The 16,755-nt window shown below is 74.2% G+C and carries 15 protein-coding genes; 12 read left to right on the top strand and 3 right to left on the bottom strand.

Annotation, left to right across the window (positions count from 1 at the left end):
* The 4 genes from BKA22_RS18790 to BKA22_RS18775 all read left to right on the top strand — a co-directional run bounded on the left by BKA22_RS18790 (position 1) and on the right by BKA22_RS18775 (position 5,624).
* Positions 1-573, top strand: coding sequence for a regulatory protein RecX (locus BKA22_RS18790; protein WP_146952310.1), 573 nt, complete (start codon positions 1-3; stop codon positions 571-573).
* A 179-nt stretch (positions 574-752) separates the two neighbouring features.
* Positions 753-2,288 (top strand): ribonuclease Y, encoded by a 1,536-nt coding sequence (gene rny / locus BKA22_RS18785; RefSeq protein ID WP_223203496.1) that lies wholly within the window; start codon positions 753-755, stop codon positions 2,286-2,288.
* Between the two features lie 37 nt (positions 2,289-2,325).
* Entirely contained in the window at positions 2,326-3,942 is a 1,617-nt protein-coding gene (gene miaB / locus BKA22_RS18780) for a tRNA (N6-isopentenyl adenosine(37)-C2)-methylthiotransferase MiaB (RefSeq protein WP_146952312.1), read from the top strand.
* Between the two features lie 92 nt (positions 3,943-4,034).
* Positions 4,035-5,624: an aspartate:alanine exchanger family transporter gene (locus BKA22_RS18775; protein ID WP_146952313.1), complete on the top strand. Its 1,590-nt coding sequence runs from the start codon at positions 4,035-4,037 to the stop codon at positions 5,622-5,624.
* Positions 5,625-5,700: 76 nt separating this feature from the next.
* On the opposite strand, the gene BKA22_RS18770 is transcribed toward BKA22_RS18775, so the two are convergent.
* The gene (locus tag BKA22_RS18770) at positions 5,701-6,222 is read right to left on the bottom strand and encodes a type III secretion system chaperone family protein (RefSeq protein WP_146952314.1); all 522 of its coding nucleotides are present in this window, start codon (positions 6,220-6,222) and stop codon (positions 5,701-5,703) included.
* On the bottom strand, positions 6,219-6,815 hold the full coding sequence (locus BKA22_RS18765) for a type III secretion system chaperone family protein (RefSeq protein WP_146952315.1): 597 nt from the start codon (positions 6,813-6,815) through the stop codon (positions 6,219-6,221). The genes BKA22_RS18770 and BKA22_RS18765 overlap by 4 nt, the downstream gene beginning before the upstream one ends.
* Before the next feature lie 156 nt (positions 6,816-6,971).
* Between BKA22_RS18765 and BKA22_RS18760 the strand changes: the two genes are divergently transcribed.
* From BKA22_RS18760 to BKA22_RS18730, 7 genes are read left to right on the top strand one after another with little or no spacing between them, the layout of a single operon-like run.
* A complete protein-coding gene (locus BKA22_RS18760; RefSeq protein WP_146952316.1) occupies positions 6,972-7,475 on the top strand; it encodes a type III secretion system chaperone family protein in 504 nt (167 codons plus the stop codon).
* A gap of 4 nt (positions 7,476-7,479) precedes the next feature.
* A complete protein-coding gene (locus BKA22_RS18755; protein ID WP_146952317.1) occupies positions 7,480-9,360 on the top strand; it encodes an HSP90 family protein in 1,881 nt (626 codons plus the stop codon).
* The gene (locus BKA22_RS18750) at positions 9,357-11,300 is read left to right on the top strand and encodes a hypothetical protein (RefSeq protein ID WP_146952318.1); all 1,944 of its coding nucleotides are present in this window, start codon (positions 9,357-9,359) and stop codon (positions 11,298-11,300) included. Before BKA22_RS18755 ends, BKA22_RS18750 begins: the two co-directional genes overlap by 4 nt.
* A 29-nt stretch (positions 11,301-11,329) precedes the next feature.
* Entirely contained in the window at positions 11,330-12,058 is a 729-nt protein-coding gene (locus tag BKA22_RS18745; protein ID WP_146952319.1) for a class III extradiol ring-cleavage dioxygenase family protein, read from the top strand.
* Positions 12,055-13,011, top strand: coding sequence for a tRNA (adenosine(37)-N6)-dimethylallyltransferase MiaA (gene miaA, locus BKA22_RS18740; protein ID WP_146952320.1), 957 nt, complete (start codon positions 12,055-12,057; stop codon positions 13,009-13,011). Before BKA22_RS18745 ends, miaA begins: the two co-directional genes overlap by 4 nt.
* A complete protein-coding gene (dapF, locus tag BKA22_RS18735; protein ID WP_146952321.1) occupies positions 13,008-13,985 on the top strand; it encodes a diaminopimelate epimerase in 978 nt (325 codons plus the stop codon). Before miaA ends, dapF begins: the two co-directional genes overlap by 4 nt.
* Positions 13,982-14,437: a TlpA family protein disulfide reductase gene (locus BKA22_RS18730; protein WP_223203497.1), complete on the top strand. Its 456-nt coding sequence runs from the start codon at positions 13,982-13,984 to the stop codon at positions 14,435-14,437. The genes dapF and BKA22_RS18730 overlap by 4 nt, the downstream gene beginning before the upstream one ends.
* 42 nt (positions 14,438-14,479) lie before the next feature.
* Here BKA22_RS18730 and BKA22_RS18725 read toward each other — a convergent pair whose 3' ends face one another.
* Positions 14,480-15,100: a class I SAM-dependent methyltransferase gene (locus BKA22_RS18725; protein WP_146952322.1), complete on the bottom strand. Its 621-nt coding sequence runs from the start codon at positions 15,098-15,100 to the stop codon at positions 14,480-14,482.
* Positions 15,101-15,231: 131 nt separating this feature from the next.
* On the opposite strand from BKA22_RS18725, the gene hflX reads away from it, so the two are divergent.
* A complete protein-coding gene (gene hflX, locus BKA22_RS18720; protein ID WP_146952323.1) occupies positions 15,232-16,755 on the top strand; it encodes a GTPase HflX in 1,524 nt (507 codons plus the stop codon).

Here is a 16,755-nt window from a genome sequence, read left to right as displayed (position 1 = left end):
ATGCACGCACGACGTCGGGGGCGGTCGGTCGACGAACCGCCCCCGACGGGCGCGGCGGCGCAGGACGCCGAACCCGACCCCGAGCAGGTGGCCCGGGCGATCGCTCTGCGGATGCTCACGGGCGCGCCGCGCAGTCGGGCCCAGCTCGCCGAGGCGATGGCGCGCCGCGACGTCCCCGACGAGGTCACGCAGCGCGTGCTCGACCGGTTCACCGAGGTCGGGCTCGTCGACGACGTCGCGTACGCACGGATGCTCGTGCGTACGCGGCACGCCGAGCGGGGCATGTCCCGCCGTGCCCTCGGCGTCGAGCTGCGTCGGCGCGGTGTCGACGAGGAGACCGCAGCCGAGGCGCTCGGTCAGGTCGAGGACGCGGACGAGGAGGTCGCCGCTCGTGCGCTCGTGCGGCGCAAGCTGGCCTCGACGGTCGGCCTCGACCCCCAGACCCGGTCTCGACGCACCTATGCCGCGCTCGGTCGCAAGGGCTACGGCCCCGGCCTCGTCGCCCGCCTGGTGCGGGAGGAGCTGGCCCGGGAGGGCGCCGACGAGCAGGACGTGCCCGACCTCGACGACTGACCCGGCTGTCACACAGCGCCGAGAGCTGCCTGTCGGACGTCGCGACGCGATGCGGTTCACCATGTGCCGGCCCGATCTCACCGTCACGGCCCGGCCCGTGGGTCACAATGGCCGTCGCACGCAGGGGCGGGCACCGTGCCGTCCCTGCCGCCATGCAACGGACGAGCATCGGAGAGCACGTGGATCTGCCGCAGGACCTCGGGACGGTCGTCGGTCTGCTCGGCGTCTGCCTGGTCGCCCTCATCCTCGTGGTCGTCGCACGGCGCGAGGCCTCCGCACAACGCCAGCAGGCAGCGCAGGACGTGGCGTCCATCAAGGACGAGGCCCGCAGCAAGCTCGCCGACGCCGAGCGTCGTGAGGCCCGAGCGGTCGAGCGTGAGTCGGCCGCCGCCTCCGAGCTGGCCGCCGCAGCCGAGAAGGAACGAGCCGCGCGCGAACGCTGGGAGTCCGCGCTCGAGGCGGAGCGGGCGGCGCAGCGCCGGCTCGAGGACGTCGACCGCACCGTGGAGCGACGGGTCGCGGACGCCGAGCGGGACGCCATGGCGTTGCTCGAGGCCGCCGAGAAGGAGGCCCGGGTCGAGCTGGAGAAGCTCGGGGGACTGACCGCAGGCGAGGCGCGGGCGGACCTGACGCGACGGCTGACCGAGCAGGCCACCAACGACGCGGCCGCGCACGTGCGTCGGGCCGAGGCGCAGGCGCGTCGCACGGCGGAGGCGAAGGCGCGCCGCATCGTGGCGACCGCGGTGCACCGGGCGGCGGTCCCGACCAGCGCGCAGTCGGCGATCACGGTCCTGCCCCTGCCCTCGGAGGAGATGAAGGGCCGGATCATCGGCAAGGAGGGGCGCAACATCCGCTCCTTCGAAGCCCTCACGGGCGTGAACGTGCTGGTCGACGACCAGCCCGACGCGGTCGTGCTGTCCTGCTTCGACGCGGGGCGTCGCGAGGTCGCCCAGGTCGCGCTCGAGTCGCTGATGGCGGACGGGCGCATCCACCCCCAGCGCATCGAGGCCGCGTACGCCGAGGCGCTGGCCGGCGCCGACGACCGGACGGACGCCGCGGGCCACGACGCCGCCGAGAGGGCCGGTGTGACCGGGCTGCACCCCGAGCTGGTGCGGACCGTCGGCCGTTTGCGGCTGCGCACGTCCTACGGCCAGAACGTCCTCGAGCACCTCGTGGAGTGCGCGCTGCTGGCCGCGTCGCTGGCGGCCGAGGTCGGCGCCGACATCGAGGTGGCCCGCCGCGGAGCGTTCCTGCACGACATCGGCAAGGCGCTCACCGCGCAGGTGCCCGGCACGCACGCGCACGTGGGTGCGGACCTGGCGAGGCGGCTGGGGGAGTCGGAGTCGGTCGTCAACGCGATCGAGGCCCATCACGACGAGGTGGCGCCGAGCACGGTCGAGGCCGTGCTGGTGCAGGCCGCGGACGCGGTGTCGGCGGCGCGGCCGGGTGCACGCCGCGAGGAGCTCGACCAGTACGTCGAGCGCATGGACAAGCTCGAGGCGCTGGTCACCGCGCACGCCGGGGTCCGTCGGGCCCTGGCGATGGCGGCCGGCCGGGAGGTCAGGGTGGTCGTGGAGCCCTCACAGGTCGACGACCAGGCGATGCCGCAGCTGGCCGTGGCGATCGCCCGGCACATCGAGGCCGACCTGAGCTACCCGGGCGAGATCAAGGTGACGGTCGTGCGTGAGCTGCGCGCGAGCGCGACCGCCGGCTGACGGGGCCCGAGCCGGGTGCGCCTTACCCTTGACGGTGATGTCCACCACCCTGCCTTCGCCCGTGACCGTCCCGCCGACCGCGCCGGAGCCGGCGCCCGGCGTGCGCCCCGAGACGGCGCCCGCGCGCACCTACCTGGTCAAGACGCTCGGTTGCCAGATGAACGTGCACGACTCCGAGCACATGGCCGGGATGCTCGAGCAGGCCGGGTACGTCGCTGCCGACTCCCGGCACGCGGCGGCCGAGGACGTCGACGTGATCGTCATCAACACGTGCGCGGTCCGGGAGAACGCGGCGGACAAGCTCTACGGCAACCTGGGTCGGCTCGCCGGTGCCAAACGCGCCCGGCCGGGCATGCAGATCGCGGTCGGCGGCTGCCTGGCGCAGAAGGACCGTGCCGGGATCGTCGAGCGGGCGCCGTGGGTCGACGTCGTGTTCGGCACGCACAACCTCGACGTGCTCCCCGCGCTGCTCGAACGCGCCCGGCACAACGAGCGCGCCGAGGTCGAGATCGCCGAGTCGCTGCAGGTCTTCCCGTCCACGCTGCCCACCCGGCGGGAGTCGGTCTACGCCGGCTGGGTGTCGATCTCGGTGGGCTGCAACAACACGTGCACGTTCTGCATCGTGCCGCACCTGCGCGGCAAGGAGCGTGACCGACGTCCGGGCGAGATCCTCGCCGAGGTCGAGGCGCTCGTCGCGCAGGGCGCGATCGAGGTCACGCTCCTGGGTCAGAACGTGAACTCCTACGGTGTGGAGTTCGGGGACCGGGGTGCGTTCGCCAAGCTGCTGCGTGCCGCGGGGGCGGTCGAGGGTCTCGAACGCCTGCGGTTCACCTCGCCGCACCCGGCGGCGTTCACGGACGACGTGATCGAGGCGATGGCCGCGACGGCGACCGTGATGCCGCAGCTGCACATGCCGCTGCAGTCGGGTTCGGACCGCATGCTGCGAGCCATGCGTCGCTCGTATCGGGCCGAGCGCTTCCTGGGCATCCTCGATCGGGTGCGCGCGGCGATGCCGGAGGCGGCGATCACGACGGATGTGATCGTGGGCTTCCCGGGGGAGACCGAGGAGGACTTCGCCCAGACGCTGCGCGTCGTGGAGGCGTCACGGTTCGCCTCCGCCTTCACGTTCCAGTACTCGCCGCGCCCCGGCACGCCTGCGGCGGACCTGCCCGACCAGCTGCCGAAGGCCGTCGTCCAGGAGCGCTACGAGCGGCTCGCCGCACTGCAGGAGCGCATCTCGCTGGAGGAGAACCAGCGGCAGGTGGGGCGCGTGATCGAGGTCCTGCTGGCCGAGGGGGAGGGGCGCAAGGACGGGGCGACCGCACGCCTGTCGGGGCGCGCCGCCGACAACCGCCTGGTGCACCTCGCCCTGCCCGACGGGCTCGCCGCGCCGGACGCGCCGCGTCCGGGTGACCTGGTCTCGGTGAGCGTCACGCACGGCGCACCGCACCACCTGGTGGCCGACTCCGCCCTGGTCCCGGGTGGCGCGTTCGCGGTCCGGCGCACGCGTGCCGGGGACGCCTGGGCCGCCCGGCAGGCCGGTGACGGGGAGCACGCGCACGGCGCGGCCGACGCCGCCTGCGGCACACCCGGACCGGCCGGACCGGTCTCGCTCGGGCTGCCGACGATCGGGCGCGTCGCACCGGTGGTCTGAGCGGGTCACCGCCTGGGTCTTTCGGACCACGTCCGCGTCGCGGAGGGGTCTTGTATGGGGCACGACTGTTCTCTCCGTCACAGGAGTACCTCATGCCCAACGTTGTGCTGAGTGCCGCTCAACAGCCCGTCCTGCTGCTCTTCTTCCTCATCGGGGCCGGCTCGCTGATCGGTCATGTCAAGGTCAGAGGCGTCGGTCTCGGCGCCGCGGCCGTCCTCTTCCTCGCGATCGGCGTCAGTGCCTGGGGCACGGCGCACGGGCGGGACCTCGAGCTGCCGGAGGAGATCGGCACCCTCGGGCTCGCGCTGTTCACGTTCTCCGTCGGCATCGTGTCCGGTGCCACCTTCTTCACCTCGCTGCGGCACAGCTTGCGGCTGATCGCGGCGATCGTGGCCGTGCTGGCGTGCGGGGCCGGTGCCGCCGTCCTCGTCGGCGGGTGGCTGGACCTGTCGCCGGCCGTCGTGGCGGGTGCGTTCGCCGGTGCCGTGACGAACACGCCGGCCCTGGCTGCCGCCCGGGAGGCGGCGGGCGACTCCGACGCACCGACCGTGGGCTACGCGGTCACGTACCTGTACGGCGTCATCGGCATGCTCGGCGTCGTCACGCTCGCGCTGCGTCGGTCGGGGGCGGACGACGATGCACCCCCGGCGCTGGTCAACCGCACGGTGCGGGTCGAGCTGTCCTCGGCCCCGAGCATCAAGGACGTCGAGAGCCGGCACGGCGACCGGGTGACGTTCTCCCGGCTGCGGCACGGTGAGGCTGCCCCGGTGCGGGCGGCCGGAGACACCGACACGCTGCTGCGTGACGACCTGGTCACCGTGGTGGGTCCGCTCGCGGACGTGCAGGCGGTCACCGAGGAGCTCGGGCACGCCTCGTCGCACCACCTGGAGGCGGACCGCAGCTATCTGGACCTGCGCCGCATCACCATCTCGAACGCCCGGGCGGCGGGTCGCACGGTGGCGGACCTGCAGCTCGCCGAGCAGTTCGGGGCGAGGATCTCGCGGGTGCGTCGTGGCGATGTCGACATGGTCGCCAGCGACGACTTCCACCTGCAGCTCGGTGACCGGGTGCGCGTCGTGGCGCCTCCCGACCGGATGAAGGAGGTCTCGGCGTTCCTCGGGGACTCGGCGCGTGGGCTCTCGGACATCACGCCGGTCATCCTCGGGCTGGGCATCGCGCTCGGCGTGCTGATCGGTGCGCTCGCGTTCCCGATCGGCTCGCACACCCTGGCGATCGGTTCGGCGGCCGGCTCGCTCATCGTCGGTCTCGTGCTCGGCAGGATCGGTCGTGTCGGTCCGTTCGTCACGAGCATGCCGAACACGGCTGCGAACGCGATGGGCGAGCTCGGGCTGCTGTTCTTCCTCGCGCAGGCAGGAACCCGCGCGGGTGCGCAGATCGGTGAGGCGTTCACGTCCGGGGAGTGGATCCGGATCCTGCTGCTGGGCTTCGTGGTGACGACCTTGGTCGGGGCGGGGCTGTACGTCGTGCTCCGGCACGGTTTCCGGGTCAGCGGGCCGCGCCTGGCGGGCATCGTCTCCGGCGCCCAGACGCAGCCCGCGGTGCTCGCGTACGCGAACGGCAGGACGATGTACGACTCGCGGGTCGCCCTGGGCTACGCGCTGATCTACCCGGCGGCGATGATCGCCAAGATCCTGCTCGGGCAGGTGCTCGGAGGCCTGTGAGCCCAGCCCGGGGGCAGACGGGTGTCGCCGACGCACCGTCCGCCCCCGGGCATCCGAGCAGCTGGCCGGGCACGCCTCAGTTGTCGGGCACGTCCGGGCTGGGCGCGTCGTCGGGAGGCAGCATCGCCTCGAGCGCGGAGAACATCTGCACCCCGGTGCCCAGCCCGCAGGCCAGCAGCTGGGCCAGCTGCACCTCGTTGACCCCCGGTTCGAGGTCGGCCGACACCTCGCTGTAGAGGGCGAGCAGGCCGTCCTCCTCGCGCAGGTAGGCCTTGGGCCAGATCCGCTCACGGTTCCAGTCGTTGAGCGCCAGCGTCACGGCGGCCCGCTGCTCGAGCGGGAGCGAACGGTGCCAGCGACCGCGCACCTGCAGGATCTCCTGGTGCTCGCCCAGCGTGAGGAACCAGAACCGGCTGCCGTCCCACGTGCCGGTCAGGTCGCCGTCGTCGTCGATCACGAAGCGGTACGCCCTCGAGAGCAGGTAGTCGGCGATCCGCTCGCGGGTCAGCGGCGTGGGCGGCTCGTCGTCGACGACGAGCCCCTTGGTCGGCTTGGGCAGCCCGCCGAGCACGCGCAGCAGCCAGCCGGGCCCGCTCACGGTGCCACCCCGGCGGGGTCGGGGTACCGCTCGTCGAGGGAGTCGAAGAACATGCTGCCGGTCGACAGGCCGCAGTAGAGCATCTGGCTCAGCTGCTCGTCGGTCGCACCGTGCTCCAGGTCGGTCGCGACCTCCGAGATGACGTGCACACGGCCGTTGTCACGCACCCGCACGTAGGCCTTGGGCCAGATCCGGTCGGCGTTCCACTCGTTGCACAGGTCGAGCACCTCCTCGAGGCGTTCCAGGGCGACCTCGCGGTGCCACTGCCCCCGGATCTGCAGGATCTCCGACTGCTCCCCGAACAGGAAGAAGTAGAAGAGGCGTCCGCGCCACAGCCCGCCGAGGTCGCCGTCGGAGTCCACGAAGTAGCTGAACTGGTTCTCCGTCATCCAGGCCGCGACGCGTCCGAGCGAGATGGGGGTCGGCACGTCGCCGTCGCCTCCCGAGCCCTCGACCCCGAGCTCACGCGCGATGATCCGGGCGACCGTCTCGTGCAGCTCCTCGTCGCTGGCGGCCTCGAGGGGGGCGTCGGTCGCCTGTGCGGGGGGGCGGCGTCCGAGCAGTCGTCGGGCGCGATCGCGGAACAGGCCCATGCGCGAGACCTTACCCGTCCCTCACCCGTGACCGTGAGGGGCCCCTCACCCGGCACCCTGTGAGGGGTAGACCGGGCGCGCTGCGGTGGCCTGCACGATGGCCAGTAGTGTCGTGCCCGGTCGTCTCGTCCGCCCTCACCAGGAGGTCAGTTCCCCATGGGCTTCTTCACCAAGCCGGATGCCGCAGCCGACGGCGGCGCGCTCGCACCGCTCACCCACGAGCGCATCGCGGGCCGGCTCGACGCGGGTGGTTACAACTACGGCGTCGACGACGACGGCGACATCGGCGGACGCTGGGACGACCACCTGTTCTACTTCTTCCGCTACGGGCCCGAGGGGGAGTTCCTGCAGGTCCGGGGCCGCTGGTCGAGGTCCGTGCCGGTCTCCGAGCGCAGCGCGGTGCTCGACCTGGCGAACGAGTGGAACGCCGAGAAGATCTGGCCCAAGGTCTACGTCCGGCCCGAGGGCGACGAGCTCGGCGTCTACTGCGAGCACAGCGTCGACTACGAGCACGGCGTCAGCGACGAGCAGATCGACCTGCACCTGGCGGCCGGGGTGTCGACGTCGCTGCAGTTCTTCACCCGGCTCGACGAGGCGTACCCGGAGGCCGTCGCGGCGTTCCAGGCGGAGCAGGGGTCGGCCGAGGGCGGGGACGCCTGACCGCATGAGCACCACCCGTGCGTTCGCCGTCGACCTGCGCGGCATGGTGGACCTGCTCGCTCGCCACCTGTACTCGGGCCCCCGGGTGTACCTGCGTGAGCTGCTGCAGAACGGTGTCGACGCGGTGACGGCGCGTCGCGCGCTCGATCCCGGAGCTCCTGCGACCGTCCGGATCGTCCCCGGGCCCGACGGCTCCCTGGAGATCACCGACTCCGGGGTCGGCCTGACGTTGGCGGAGGCCGAGGAGCTGCTGGCCACGATCGGACGCAGCTCCAAGCGTGACCTCGCGCTGGGCCACGGCCGCGCCGAGTTCCTCGGCCAGTTCGGCATCGGTCTGCTCTCGGCCTTCATGGTCGCCGAGACGATCGAGCTGGTGTCCCGCTCGGCGCGCGAACCCGACGCCCCGGCCGTGCGGTGGCGCGGTCACGACGACGGGACCTACGAGCTCGCGCAGATCGACGAGGACGTGCCCGTCGGCAGCACCGTGCGGCTGCGCCCCCGTCGGGACGCCGAGCACTGGCTGGCCACCGAGACCGTCGTGGCTCTGGCGGAGGAGTTCGGGGCGCTGCTGCCGGTGGACGTCGCCGTCCAGGTGCCGCTGGACGACGGCACACCGGTCTGGCGGCGCACGAGCACGCCCGAGCTGCCCTGGCGGCGCACCTACGGCTCGGACGAGGAACGCCGGCTGGCGCTCGTCGGGTACTGCGAACGCACGCTCGGCTTCACGCCCCTGGCGCACATCGACCTGGACGTCCCGCTCGCCGGGGTCAGCGGCGTCGCGTTCGTGCTGCCGGCCGCCGTTCCCGCCGGCCGCGGGACCCATCGGGTGTACGTCAAGCGGATGCTGCTGGACACCCGTGTCGACGGGTTGCTGCCCGACTGGTCGTTCTTCGTGCGCTGCGTGCTCGACGCGGACGGGCTGCGGCCGACCGCCTCCCGCGAGGCGCTCTACGAGGACGAGGTGCTGCTCGCGACCCGGGAGGTGCTCGGCGAGGCGGTACGACGCTGGACCATCGACACGCTGCACCGGCACGACCTGGCCGCCCGGCGGTTCGTCGAGGCCCACCACCTGGCGGTGCGTGCGCTGGCGACGACCGACGACACGATGCTCGACCTGGTCGCCGACGTGCTGCCGTTCGAGACGACCGACGGCACCCGGACGCTCGCCGAGGTCCGGGCCGAGCACGGCTCGCTCGTGCACACCGGCACGGTCGAGGAGTTCCGGCGGATCGCGCCCGTGGCCCGCGCGCAGGGCCTCGCGGTCGTGAACGCCGGGTACGTCTACGACGCCGAGCTGCTCGCCCGGCTCGCGGCCCGGCACCCCGACTGGGGCGTGCGCGCGCTCGCGGCCGCCGACGTCGCTGCGGTGCTCGCACCGCTCGACCCGTTGGACGAGCTCGCCGTCGAGGACACCAGGCGCGACGTCGACCGGGTGCTCGCCGCGGTGGACTGCCAGGCGGTGCTGCGCACGTTCGCGCCCTCCTCGTTGCCGGCGCTGCTGCTGCACGACCGGGACGGGGACCACCAGCGCGACCTGGCCCGCACGGTCGGCGAGGCGGACGACCTGTGGGGGCAGGTGCTGTCCGGGTTCGCCGTGCGGGTGCCGCCGCGTCGGCTCGTGCTCAACTGCGCGAACCCGATGGTCACGGACCTGCTGGCCGCACCCGCCGGTGACGTGCGGGACGCCGGGGTGCGCGCGCTGTACGTCTCGGCCCTGCTGCTGGCCGGAGAGCCGCTGCGGACCAGGGACACGGAGATCATGACCGACGCGCTCGCGCAGCTGCTGCGAGCAGGTTTGAGCGGCCCCGGGCCGCAGCCAGGGGCACCCGCCACAGACCGGCCCGCAGCCGGACCGACCCACCCACACGCAGAGGACGAGGTATGAGCCGCCCCCGCCACGAGGTGGACCACGAGATCGGGCGCGTGCGGCAGATGCCGTACGGCCAGGCGCGCAGCACGGCCGCCCAGGGGCTCGTCGCGGAGGTCGAGGCCGAGGGGCCGCCCGAGTCGCTCGCGTACGCCTACGCGACCCTCGTCGAGGCATACGTGTGGGGATCCGAGGTCGAGAAGGCCTTCGTGCCGTTCACCCGCGCGTTGCGCTGGGCCGACGAGCACCCCGAGCACCTCGACGACGGCGACTGGCACATGCACTTCTGGTCGTTCAAGTGGATGGTCGCCGACCTCATGGAGTACCCGGCGGTGCCCGCCGAGCAGATCGAGCAGACCTTGCAGGACATGGCCCGCCGCTACGCGCTCGCCGGCAACGGCACGGACGCGGTCGCGCACCAGCGCTACGTGTGGGCGGCCGCACGCGGGTCGGCGGACGTCGAGGCCGCCTACGACGCCTGGGTCTCGACGGCGCGCGACGACTACTCGCAGTGCGAGGCCTGCGACCCCGGCGACCGGGCCGCGCACCTGTTCGAGACCGGGCGCCCGGAGGAGGGCATCCGGCTGCTCGAGCGCGTGCTGCAGGACGACCCGCGCTGCGCCACCGAGCCGGCCGACATGCTCTCCTGGCTGCAGCTGGCCTACCTCGACGTCGGTCGGGTCGAGGACGCGGTGCGGACCCATCGGCGGGCGCTCGTCCACCTGGACGCTGCCGAGGGCGACCTCACGGGCGCTCGCGGACGGCACGTCGAGCTCCTCGCCCGCACGGGCAACGTGCAGGCCGCGGTGCGGCGCATCGAGGCCGACCAGCGCTGGCTGACCTCCGGCACGACGCCCCGGCGTCGGCTCGACCTGCTCATGAGCGTGGGTGGTGCCGCGCAGCTGATCGCCGCGTCCGTACCCGACCTGCCGGTCACGCTGAGCGAGGTGCCGGCCACCACGGTCGCCGAGCTCGCCGCATGGTGCCTGGCGCAGGCCCGGCCGCTCGCCGACGCGTTCGACCTGCGCAACGGCACGCCGTCCGTTCGGGACGAGATGACGCGGCGCTGGTCGCTGCGGGCCGAGCCGCACCGCGTGGAGCTGTCGGTGCTCTCGACGACCCTGGCGCCGGCTCCCGCACCGGGACCGCAGGCGGCGGCACAGCCTGCAGACCCCGGGCCGAGCCCGGAACCACCGGACCCGGCCGTCGAGGCGGAGCGGCTCGCGCGCTCCGGTGATCTGGAGGCGGCGGCCGTGGCGTACCAGCGCGCGGCGCAGGACGCCGTGGCGGCGGGTCGGCTCGCCGACGCGGGCTTCGCCCACGCGGAGGCGGCGCGGTGCGCCCAGCTCGTGCACGACCACGAGGGGGCGCACCGCGCCTACGCGCGGGCCGGCGAGCTGCTGCGCGCCGGGGGTGTGGCGCCCGTCTTCCGCGGTCCCGTCGTGCGGGCCTGGGCGCCCTCGGCGGTCGAGGTGGGGGAGGGCGAGCAGGTCCTCAGCGAGCTGGAACGTCTCACCGCGGAGCTCACCGACCCGCGCTCGGACACGCCGTCGACGGCGCCCGTGGACCCGCCCGCGGCGGACGAGGACCTGGAGCGTCGCGCGGATGCCGGGCGTCGACGCGAGCTCGTCGACGTCGCCGACACCACGGCGCGCACGCTCGGTGCCCTGGGACGGGTCGACGAGGCCGCCCGTGGTGCGGGTGCGGCCGCCGAGGCGTACGCGGGTATCGGTGCGATCGGCGACGCTGCGCACGCCTTCTGGCTGGCCGGTCGCCTGCTCGGCCGGACCGGTGCGGTGGACGAGGCCGTGTGGCACCTGGAGTCGGCGGTCGAGGGCTTCGCGATGCTCCGGGACCGCGACCAGCAGTCCCGTGCGGCGGGTGACCTGATCGACCTCCTGCGCGAGCACGGTCGTGCCGCGCAGGCCGACGAGGTCGCCCGCGGTCTGATGTCGTGACGCGCGCGCCTGACGGCTACCGTCGGGCCATGCTCACCGCCGCCGCGCTCGTGCCGGACACCGCGCTCCTCGTGCCGGGTGTCGGCGGTCGTTCGGACGCCCTGGTCGCGGGGCTGCGGGAGGCTGCGCTGGCTGCTGTGGCCGAGGTGCTCGCGACCGGGCCCGAGCGGGTCGCGGTCGTCGCCCCGGCCGCCCGTTCCCGCTCGTTCGCCGGACCGGTCCGCGCCTCCCTGGCAGGTGCGGGGGTGCCCGACGCCATGCTGGGCTGGGTCGTCCCCGGACCGGTCGACGCGCCCGTGCCCGCGGTGGCCTCGGCCGTCGCCGTGCACCTGCTCGCCCGGTGCGGCGCGGGCTCGCCCGACGAGGTGGTCGAGGTCACGGGGTCGACGCCTGCCGCGCAGCTGCTCCGGCTGGGCGCCGCCCTGGTGGCCGACGGTCCGACGGTCCTGGTCGTGGTCGGCTCGCTCAGCGCCCGGCACGGGCCCGACGCCCCGCTCGCCGACGACCCTCGGGCGCCCGGTCTCGACGCCGCCTGCGCGCGGGACCTGGCCGACCCCACGCCCGCGGCGCGCGCACGGCTCGCCGCGGTCGAGCCCGAGCAGGCCGCGGCGCTCGCCGTCACCGGCTGGGCTCCCTGGCAGGTGCTGCTCGGCGCCGCCGACGGGGCCCGCACGGACGGGCGGCTGCTCGCGCGCGCAGAGCCCGCGGGTGCGGCGCACGCGGTCTTCACCTGGTTCACCGCAGGGGCGGCCGCATGAGTCTCGTGGTCGCGCTCGTGGGGCCGACGGCTACGGGCAAGTCCGACCTGGGGCTCGCCCTCGCGCACGCCCTGAACGGTGAGGCCGTCAACACCGACGCCATGCAGCTGTACCGCGGCATGGACATCGGCACCGCGAAGCTCACCCCGGCCGAGCGCGAGGGTGTGCCGCACCACCTCCTCGACGTCCTCGAGCCCTGGCAGGACGCGACGGTCGCGGACTACCAGGTGCGCGCTCGCGCCGCGCTCCAGGAGATCGCCGGACGCGGCGCGAGGGCGGTGGCCGTGGGCGGGTCGGGGCTGTACGTGCGTGCGCTCCTGGACCACATGGAGTTCCCCGGCACGGATCCCGCGCTGCGCGCCGCGCTGGAGGAGCGCGTCGAACAGGAGGGGTCCCGGGCACTGCACGCCGAGCTGGCCGCCGTCGACCCGGTCGCCGCCGAGGGGATCGGCCCCCGCAACGCCCGACGGATCGTGCGCGCGCTCGAGGTCATCGCCCTGACCGGGCGGCCCTACTCGGCGAGCCTGCCGCAGCACGTGTACGAGGTGCCGGCGCTTCAGATCGGCCTGGACTGCGACCGCACGCACCTCGACGAGCGGATCGAGGCCCGCGTCGCCCGGATGTGGACCCGGGGGCTGGTCGAGGAGGTCGAGGGCCTCGTGCGTGCCGGGCTGGGCAGGACGGCCTCCCGGGCGGTGGGCTACGCCGAGGTGCTCGGCATGCTCCGCGGCGAGATCACCGAGGACGCCGCCCGGGCCGCGACGGCCGCCGGCACGCGGCGGCTCGCCCGCAAGCAGATGGGCTGGTTCGGTCGGGACCCACGGGTGCACTGGCTCGACGCCAGGGACCCCGACCTGGTGGACCGTGCTCTCGAGCTGGTCGCTGCGGCCGACGCGGGCGTGCTCGGACCGGCCACCGAGGACCCGCACCCCCGCCGTACCCTGGGCTCGTGACGAGCGTCCCCGGAGCAGCCCACGCCGTGAGTCCCGCGGCGTCCAGCCTCGCCGTCGTCAAGGGCCACGGCACGCAGAACGACTTCGTCCTGCTCGACGACCGCGACGCCGTGCTCGACCTCACGGTCGCCCTGGTGCGCTCCCTCGCGGACCGTCGTGCGGGCCTGGGCGCCGACGGGGTGATCCGGGTCGTCCCGACCGCGGCGATCCCCGAGGGGGCGGCGCTGCTCGACGCGGAGCCGGCCGCCCGGTGGTTCATGGACTACCGCAACGGCGACGGCTCGCTGGCCGAGATGTGCGGCAACGGCGTCCGCGTGTTCGCCGCCTATCTCGAACGGCTCGGGCTGTGGGACGGCGCCGGTGAGCTCGCGCTGGGTACCCGGGCCGGGGTCCGCCGGGTGACGCGCGTGCCGGTGCCCGCAGGCGTGGCCGACGAGGTCTGGTACGCGGTCGACATGGGGCGCTGGTCCCTGCCCGGTGGCGAGCAGTCCGCGCAGGACGGCGCCGACGCGCACGTCACGGTCAGCGGCCTCGACGTGGCCCGCGCGGCTCTGCGCGTGGACGTCGGCAACCCGCACACGGTGCTTGCGCTGGCAGGCGAGGTCGAGCTGGCCGCCGCCGACCTCACGCGTGCCCCGGTCGTCGACCCGGTGCCGCCGCTCGGGACGAACGTCGAGCTGGTCGTGCCGCTCGGCGAGGACACCGGCCCCGACGGTGCGGTCGTCGGACGGGTACGGATGCGGGTGCACGAGCGCGGCGTGGGGGAGACCCGCTCGTGCGGCACGGGTGCCTGCGCGGCGGCGCTCGCGGTGCGGGTCTGGGCGGGCGAGGGCGCGCCGGACGTGTGGCTCGTCGAGGTGCCCGGCGGGACGGTGCGCGTCACCGCGCGGCAGGACGGTCACGTCGAGCTCGCGGGTCCGGCCCTGCTGGTCGCCGACGCCGAGATCGACCTCGGTGCGCTGACGGCCGTGTGAGCACGTCGCCGGGCGCCTGGAACAGCCTGGGCGGCGACGACGTTGCGGCGGTCATGACCCCGTCCTCCGGTGCCGCAGGCCGGGCGCCCTCCCTCGTGCCTCACCCGGCGCCGTTGCGGGCGTCCGGCACCCCGGCCGACGACCGGCTCGGTCCCGACGAGCTGGGCACGGCGCTGGGCGAGCGCGTGACACTCGTGCAGTTCTCCTCGACGTTCTGCGCACCGTGCCGGGCGACGCGACGGGTGCTCGAGCGCGTCGTGGCCACGAGTGACGGCGTGGTGCACGTCGAGCTCGACGTGGCCGACCACCCGGCGCTGGGTGAACGGCTCGGTATCGACGTCACGCCGACGGTGCTCGTCCTCGACCCCGACGGCACGGTCCGACGGCGCGCCTCGGGTGCCCCGACGCTCGCGCAGGCGCGTGCAGCCGTGGCCTCGGTGCATCAGGGCTGACCGGGGCCGGAGGCCGTCGTGCAGGGCCTGGCCCCGCACGCGTCAGGACGCCCGGGCGGCGGCCGTGACGCGCAGGACGCGGAACCCCTTCGCGCTCGCGACCCGCTGCACGTCGGCGGCCGGACCGAGCTGGAGGCTCAGCCACTGCTGCAGCGAGTCCGCACCCAGGTTCTTGCCGACCACCAGGTGCGCCGCCCCGCCGGGAACCAGCCGGGGCAGCCAGTCCAGGAGGAGGGCGTGCAGCGCCTCCTTGCCGATCCGGATCGGCGGGTTCGACCAGATCGCGGCGAAGCGCACGTCGGCCGGCACCGCCTCGGGGGTCACGGCACGTACACCGTCGAGCCCCAGCCGTTCGGCGTTGCGCCGCGTCAGGTCCAGGGCGCGGGCGTTGACGTCCACGGCCCACACGGTCGCCCCGGGCGATCGCAGCGCCTGGGTCAGCGCGATCGGCCCCCAGCCGCAGCCCAGGTCGAGCAGGTGGCCCTCGGCCGGAGGCTCGGGCACCTCGTGCAGCAGGATCGCCGTGGCGTGGTCGACATGGTCGGGAGAGAAGATCCCGCCCGCGGTCTCGACCTCGACCTCACGGCCGGCCAGGGTCACCGCGAGGGTGCGGCGTTCGTCGCTCGAGGCCGGGCTGGCCGTGAAGTAGTGCTCGCCGTTCACAGCGGTCGACCCTATCCCGGCGGCATCCCGGCAGCCGCGACCGGCGTCGGCCCGCAGCGAAATGGTCTCGTCGCGGTCCGGTGCGCGTGCGACCCTGGAGTCACACCCACCCGAAGGAACCGAGGAACCGCGTGGACGACGCCCAGCACACCGCCAGCGAGCCGCAGGACACCCCGGTGACCCGCTCCCCGCAGGAGGTGGCCGACGACGTCGTCGCGCGGGTGCTGGCCCGGGCGGGGACGGCTCTGCACGCCGGCGGCACCATGCACACGGCGTACGACGGCGACCAGCTCGAGCTCGAGGAGCGCACGTCGCTGCGCCGCGTGGCCGGCCTGGGCACCGAGCTCGAGGACGTCACCGAGGTCGAGTACCGCCAGCTGCGGCTCGAGAAGGTCGTCCTCATCGGTGTGTGGGGCTCCGGGACCGCCCAGGACGCCGAGGTGTCGCTGCGGGAGCTCGCGGCGCTCGCCGAGACGGCCGGCTCGCAGGTCCTCGACGCGCTGCTGCAGCGTCGACGCACCCCGGACCCGGGTACCTACCTGGGATCGGGCAAGGCGGCCGAGCTGGCGGGTGTCGTCGCCGCGGTCGGCGCGGACACCGTCGTGGTCGACGGCGACCTCGCCCCGTCCCAGCGCCGTGCCCTCGAGGACATCGTCCGGGTCAAGGTCATCGACCGCACCGCGCTGATCCTCGACATCTTCGCCCAGCACGCCAAGTCGCGGGAGGGCAAGGCCCAGGTCGAGCTCGCCCAGCTCGAGTACCTGCTGCCCCGCCTGCGCGGCTGGGGCGAGTCGATGTCCCGGCAGGCCGGTGGCCAGGTGGGCGGTGCCGGTGCCGGCATGGGCTCGCGCGGTCCCGGTGAGACGAAGATCGAGCTGGACCGTCGACGCATCCGCAACCGGATGGCCAAGCTGCGCCGCGAGATCGCTGCGATGGAGCCCGCACGGGCGACCAAGCGGGCCAACCGTCGACGCAACGCCATCCCGTCGGTCGCGATCGCCGGGTACACCAACGCCGGCAAGTCCTCGCTGCTCAACCGGCTGACCAACGCCGGTGTGCTCGTCGAGAACGCGCTGTTCGCCACGCTGGACCCGACGGTGCGCCGCGCGCAGACCTCCGACGGCCGCATCTACACGCTGGCGGACACGGTCGGGTTCGTGCGGGCCCTGCCGCACCAGCTCGTCGAGGCGTTCCGCTCGACCCTGGAGGAGGTCGCCGACGCCGACCTGCTGCTGCACGTCGTGGACGCCTCGCACCCGGACCCGGAGGGTCAGATCGCCGCGGTGCGGCACGTGTTCGCCGACATCCCCGGGGCGATGGACGTGCCCGAGGTCATCGTGCTGAACAAGGCCGACCTGGCCACGCCCGAGACCATCGCGCGGCTGCGTTCGCGCGAGGTGCACTCGATCGTGGTCTCGGCCCGCACGGGCGAGGGCGTCGAGGAGCTGCTCGAGCTGATCGCCGACCAGCTGCCCAGGCCGGGCGTCGAGGTCGCGGTCGTCCTGCCGTACTCGCGCGGCGACCTGGTCAGCCGCGTGCACGAGCACGGCGACATCGCCTCGGAGGAGCACCTCGAGGACGGCACGGCCCTGCGTGCCCGGGTCGACGCGGGTCTTGCCGCCGAGCTCGTGGCGGCCGCGGTCCGCTCCGCCTGA

Origin of the sequence: Cellulomonas soli, assembly GCF_013409305.1 — a bacterium.
GTDB lineage: Bacteria > Actinomycetota > Actinomycetes > Actinomycetales > Cellulomonadaceae > Cellulomonas > Cellulomonas soli.
Note: the sequence above shows the minus strand (reverse complement) of the source record. Positions and strands in the feature narration are given on the sequence as shown.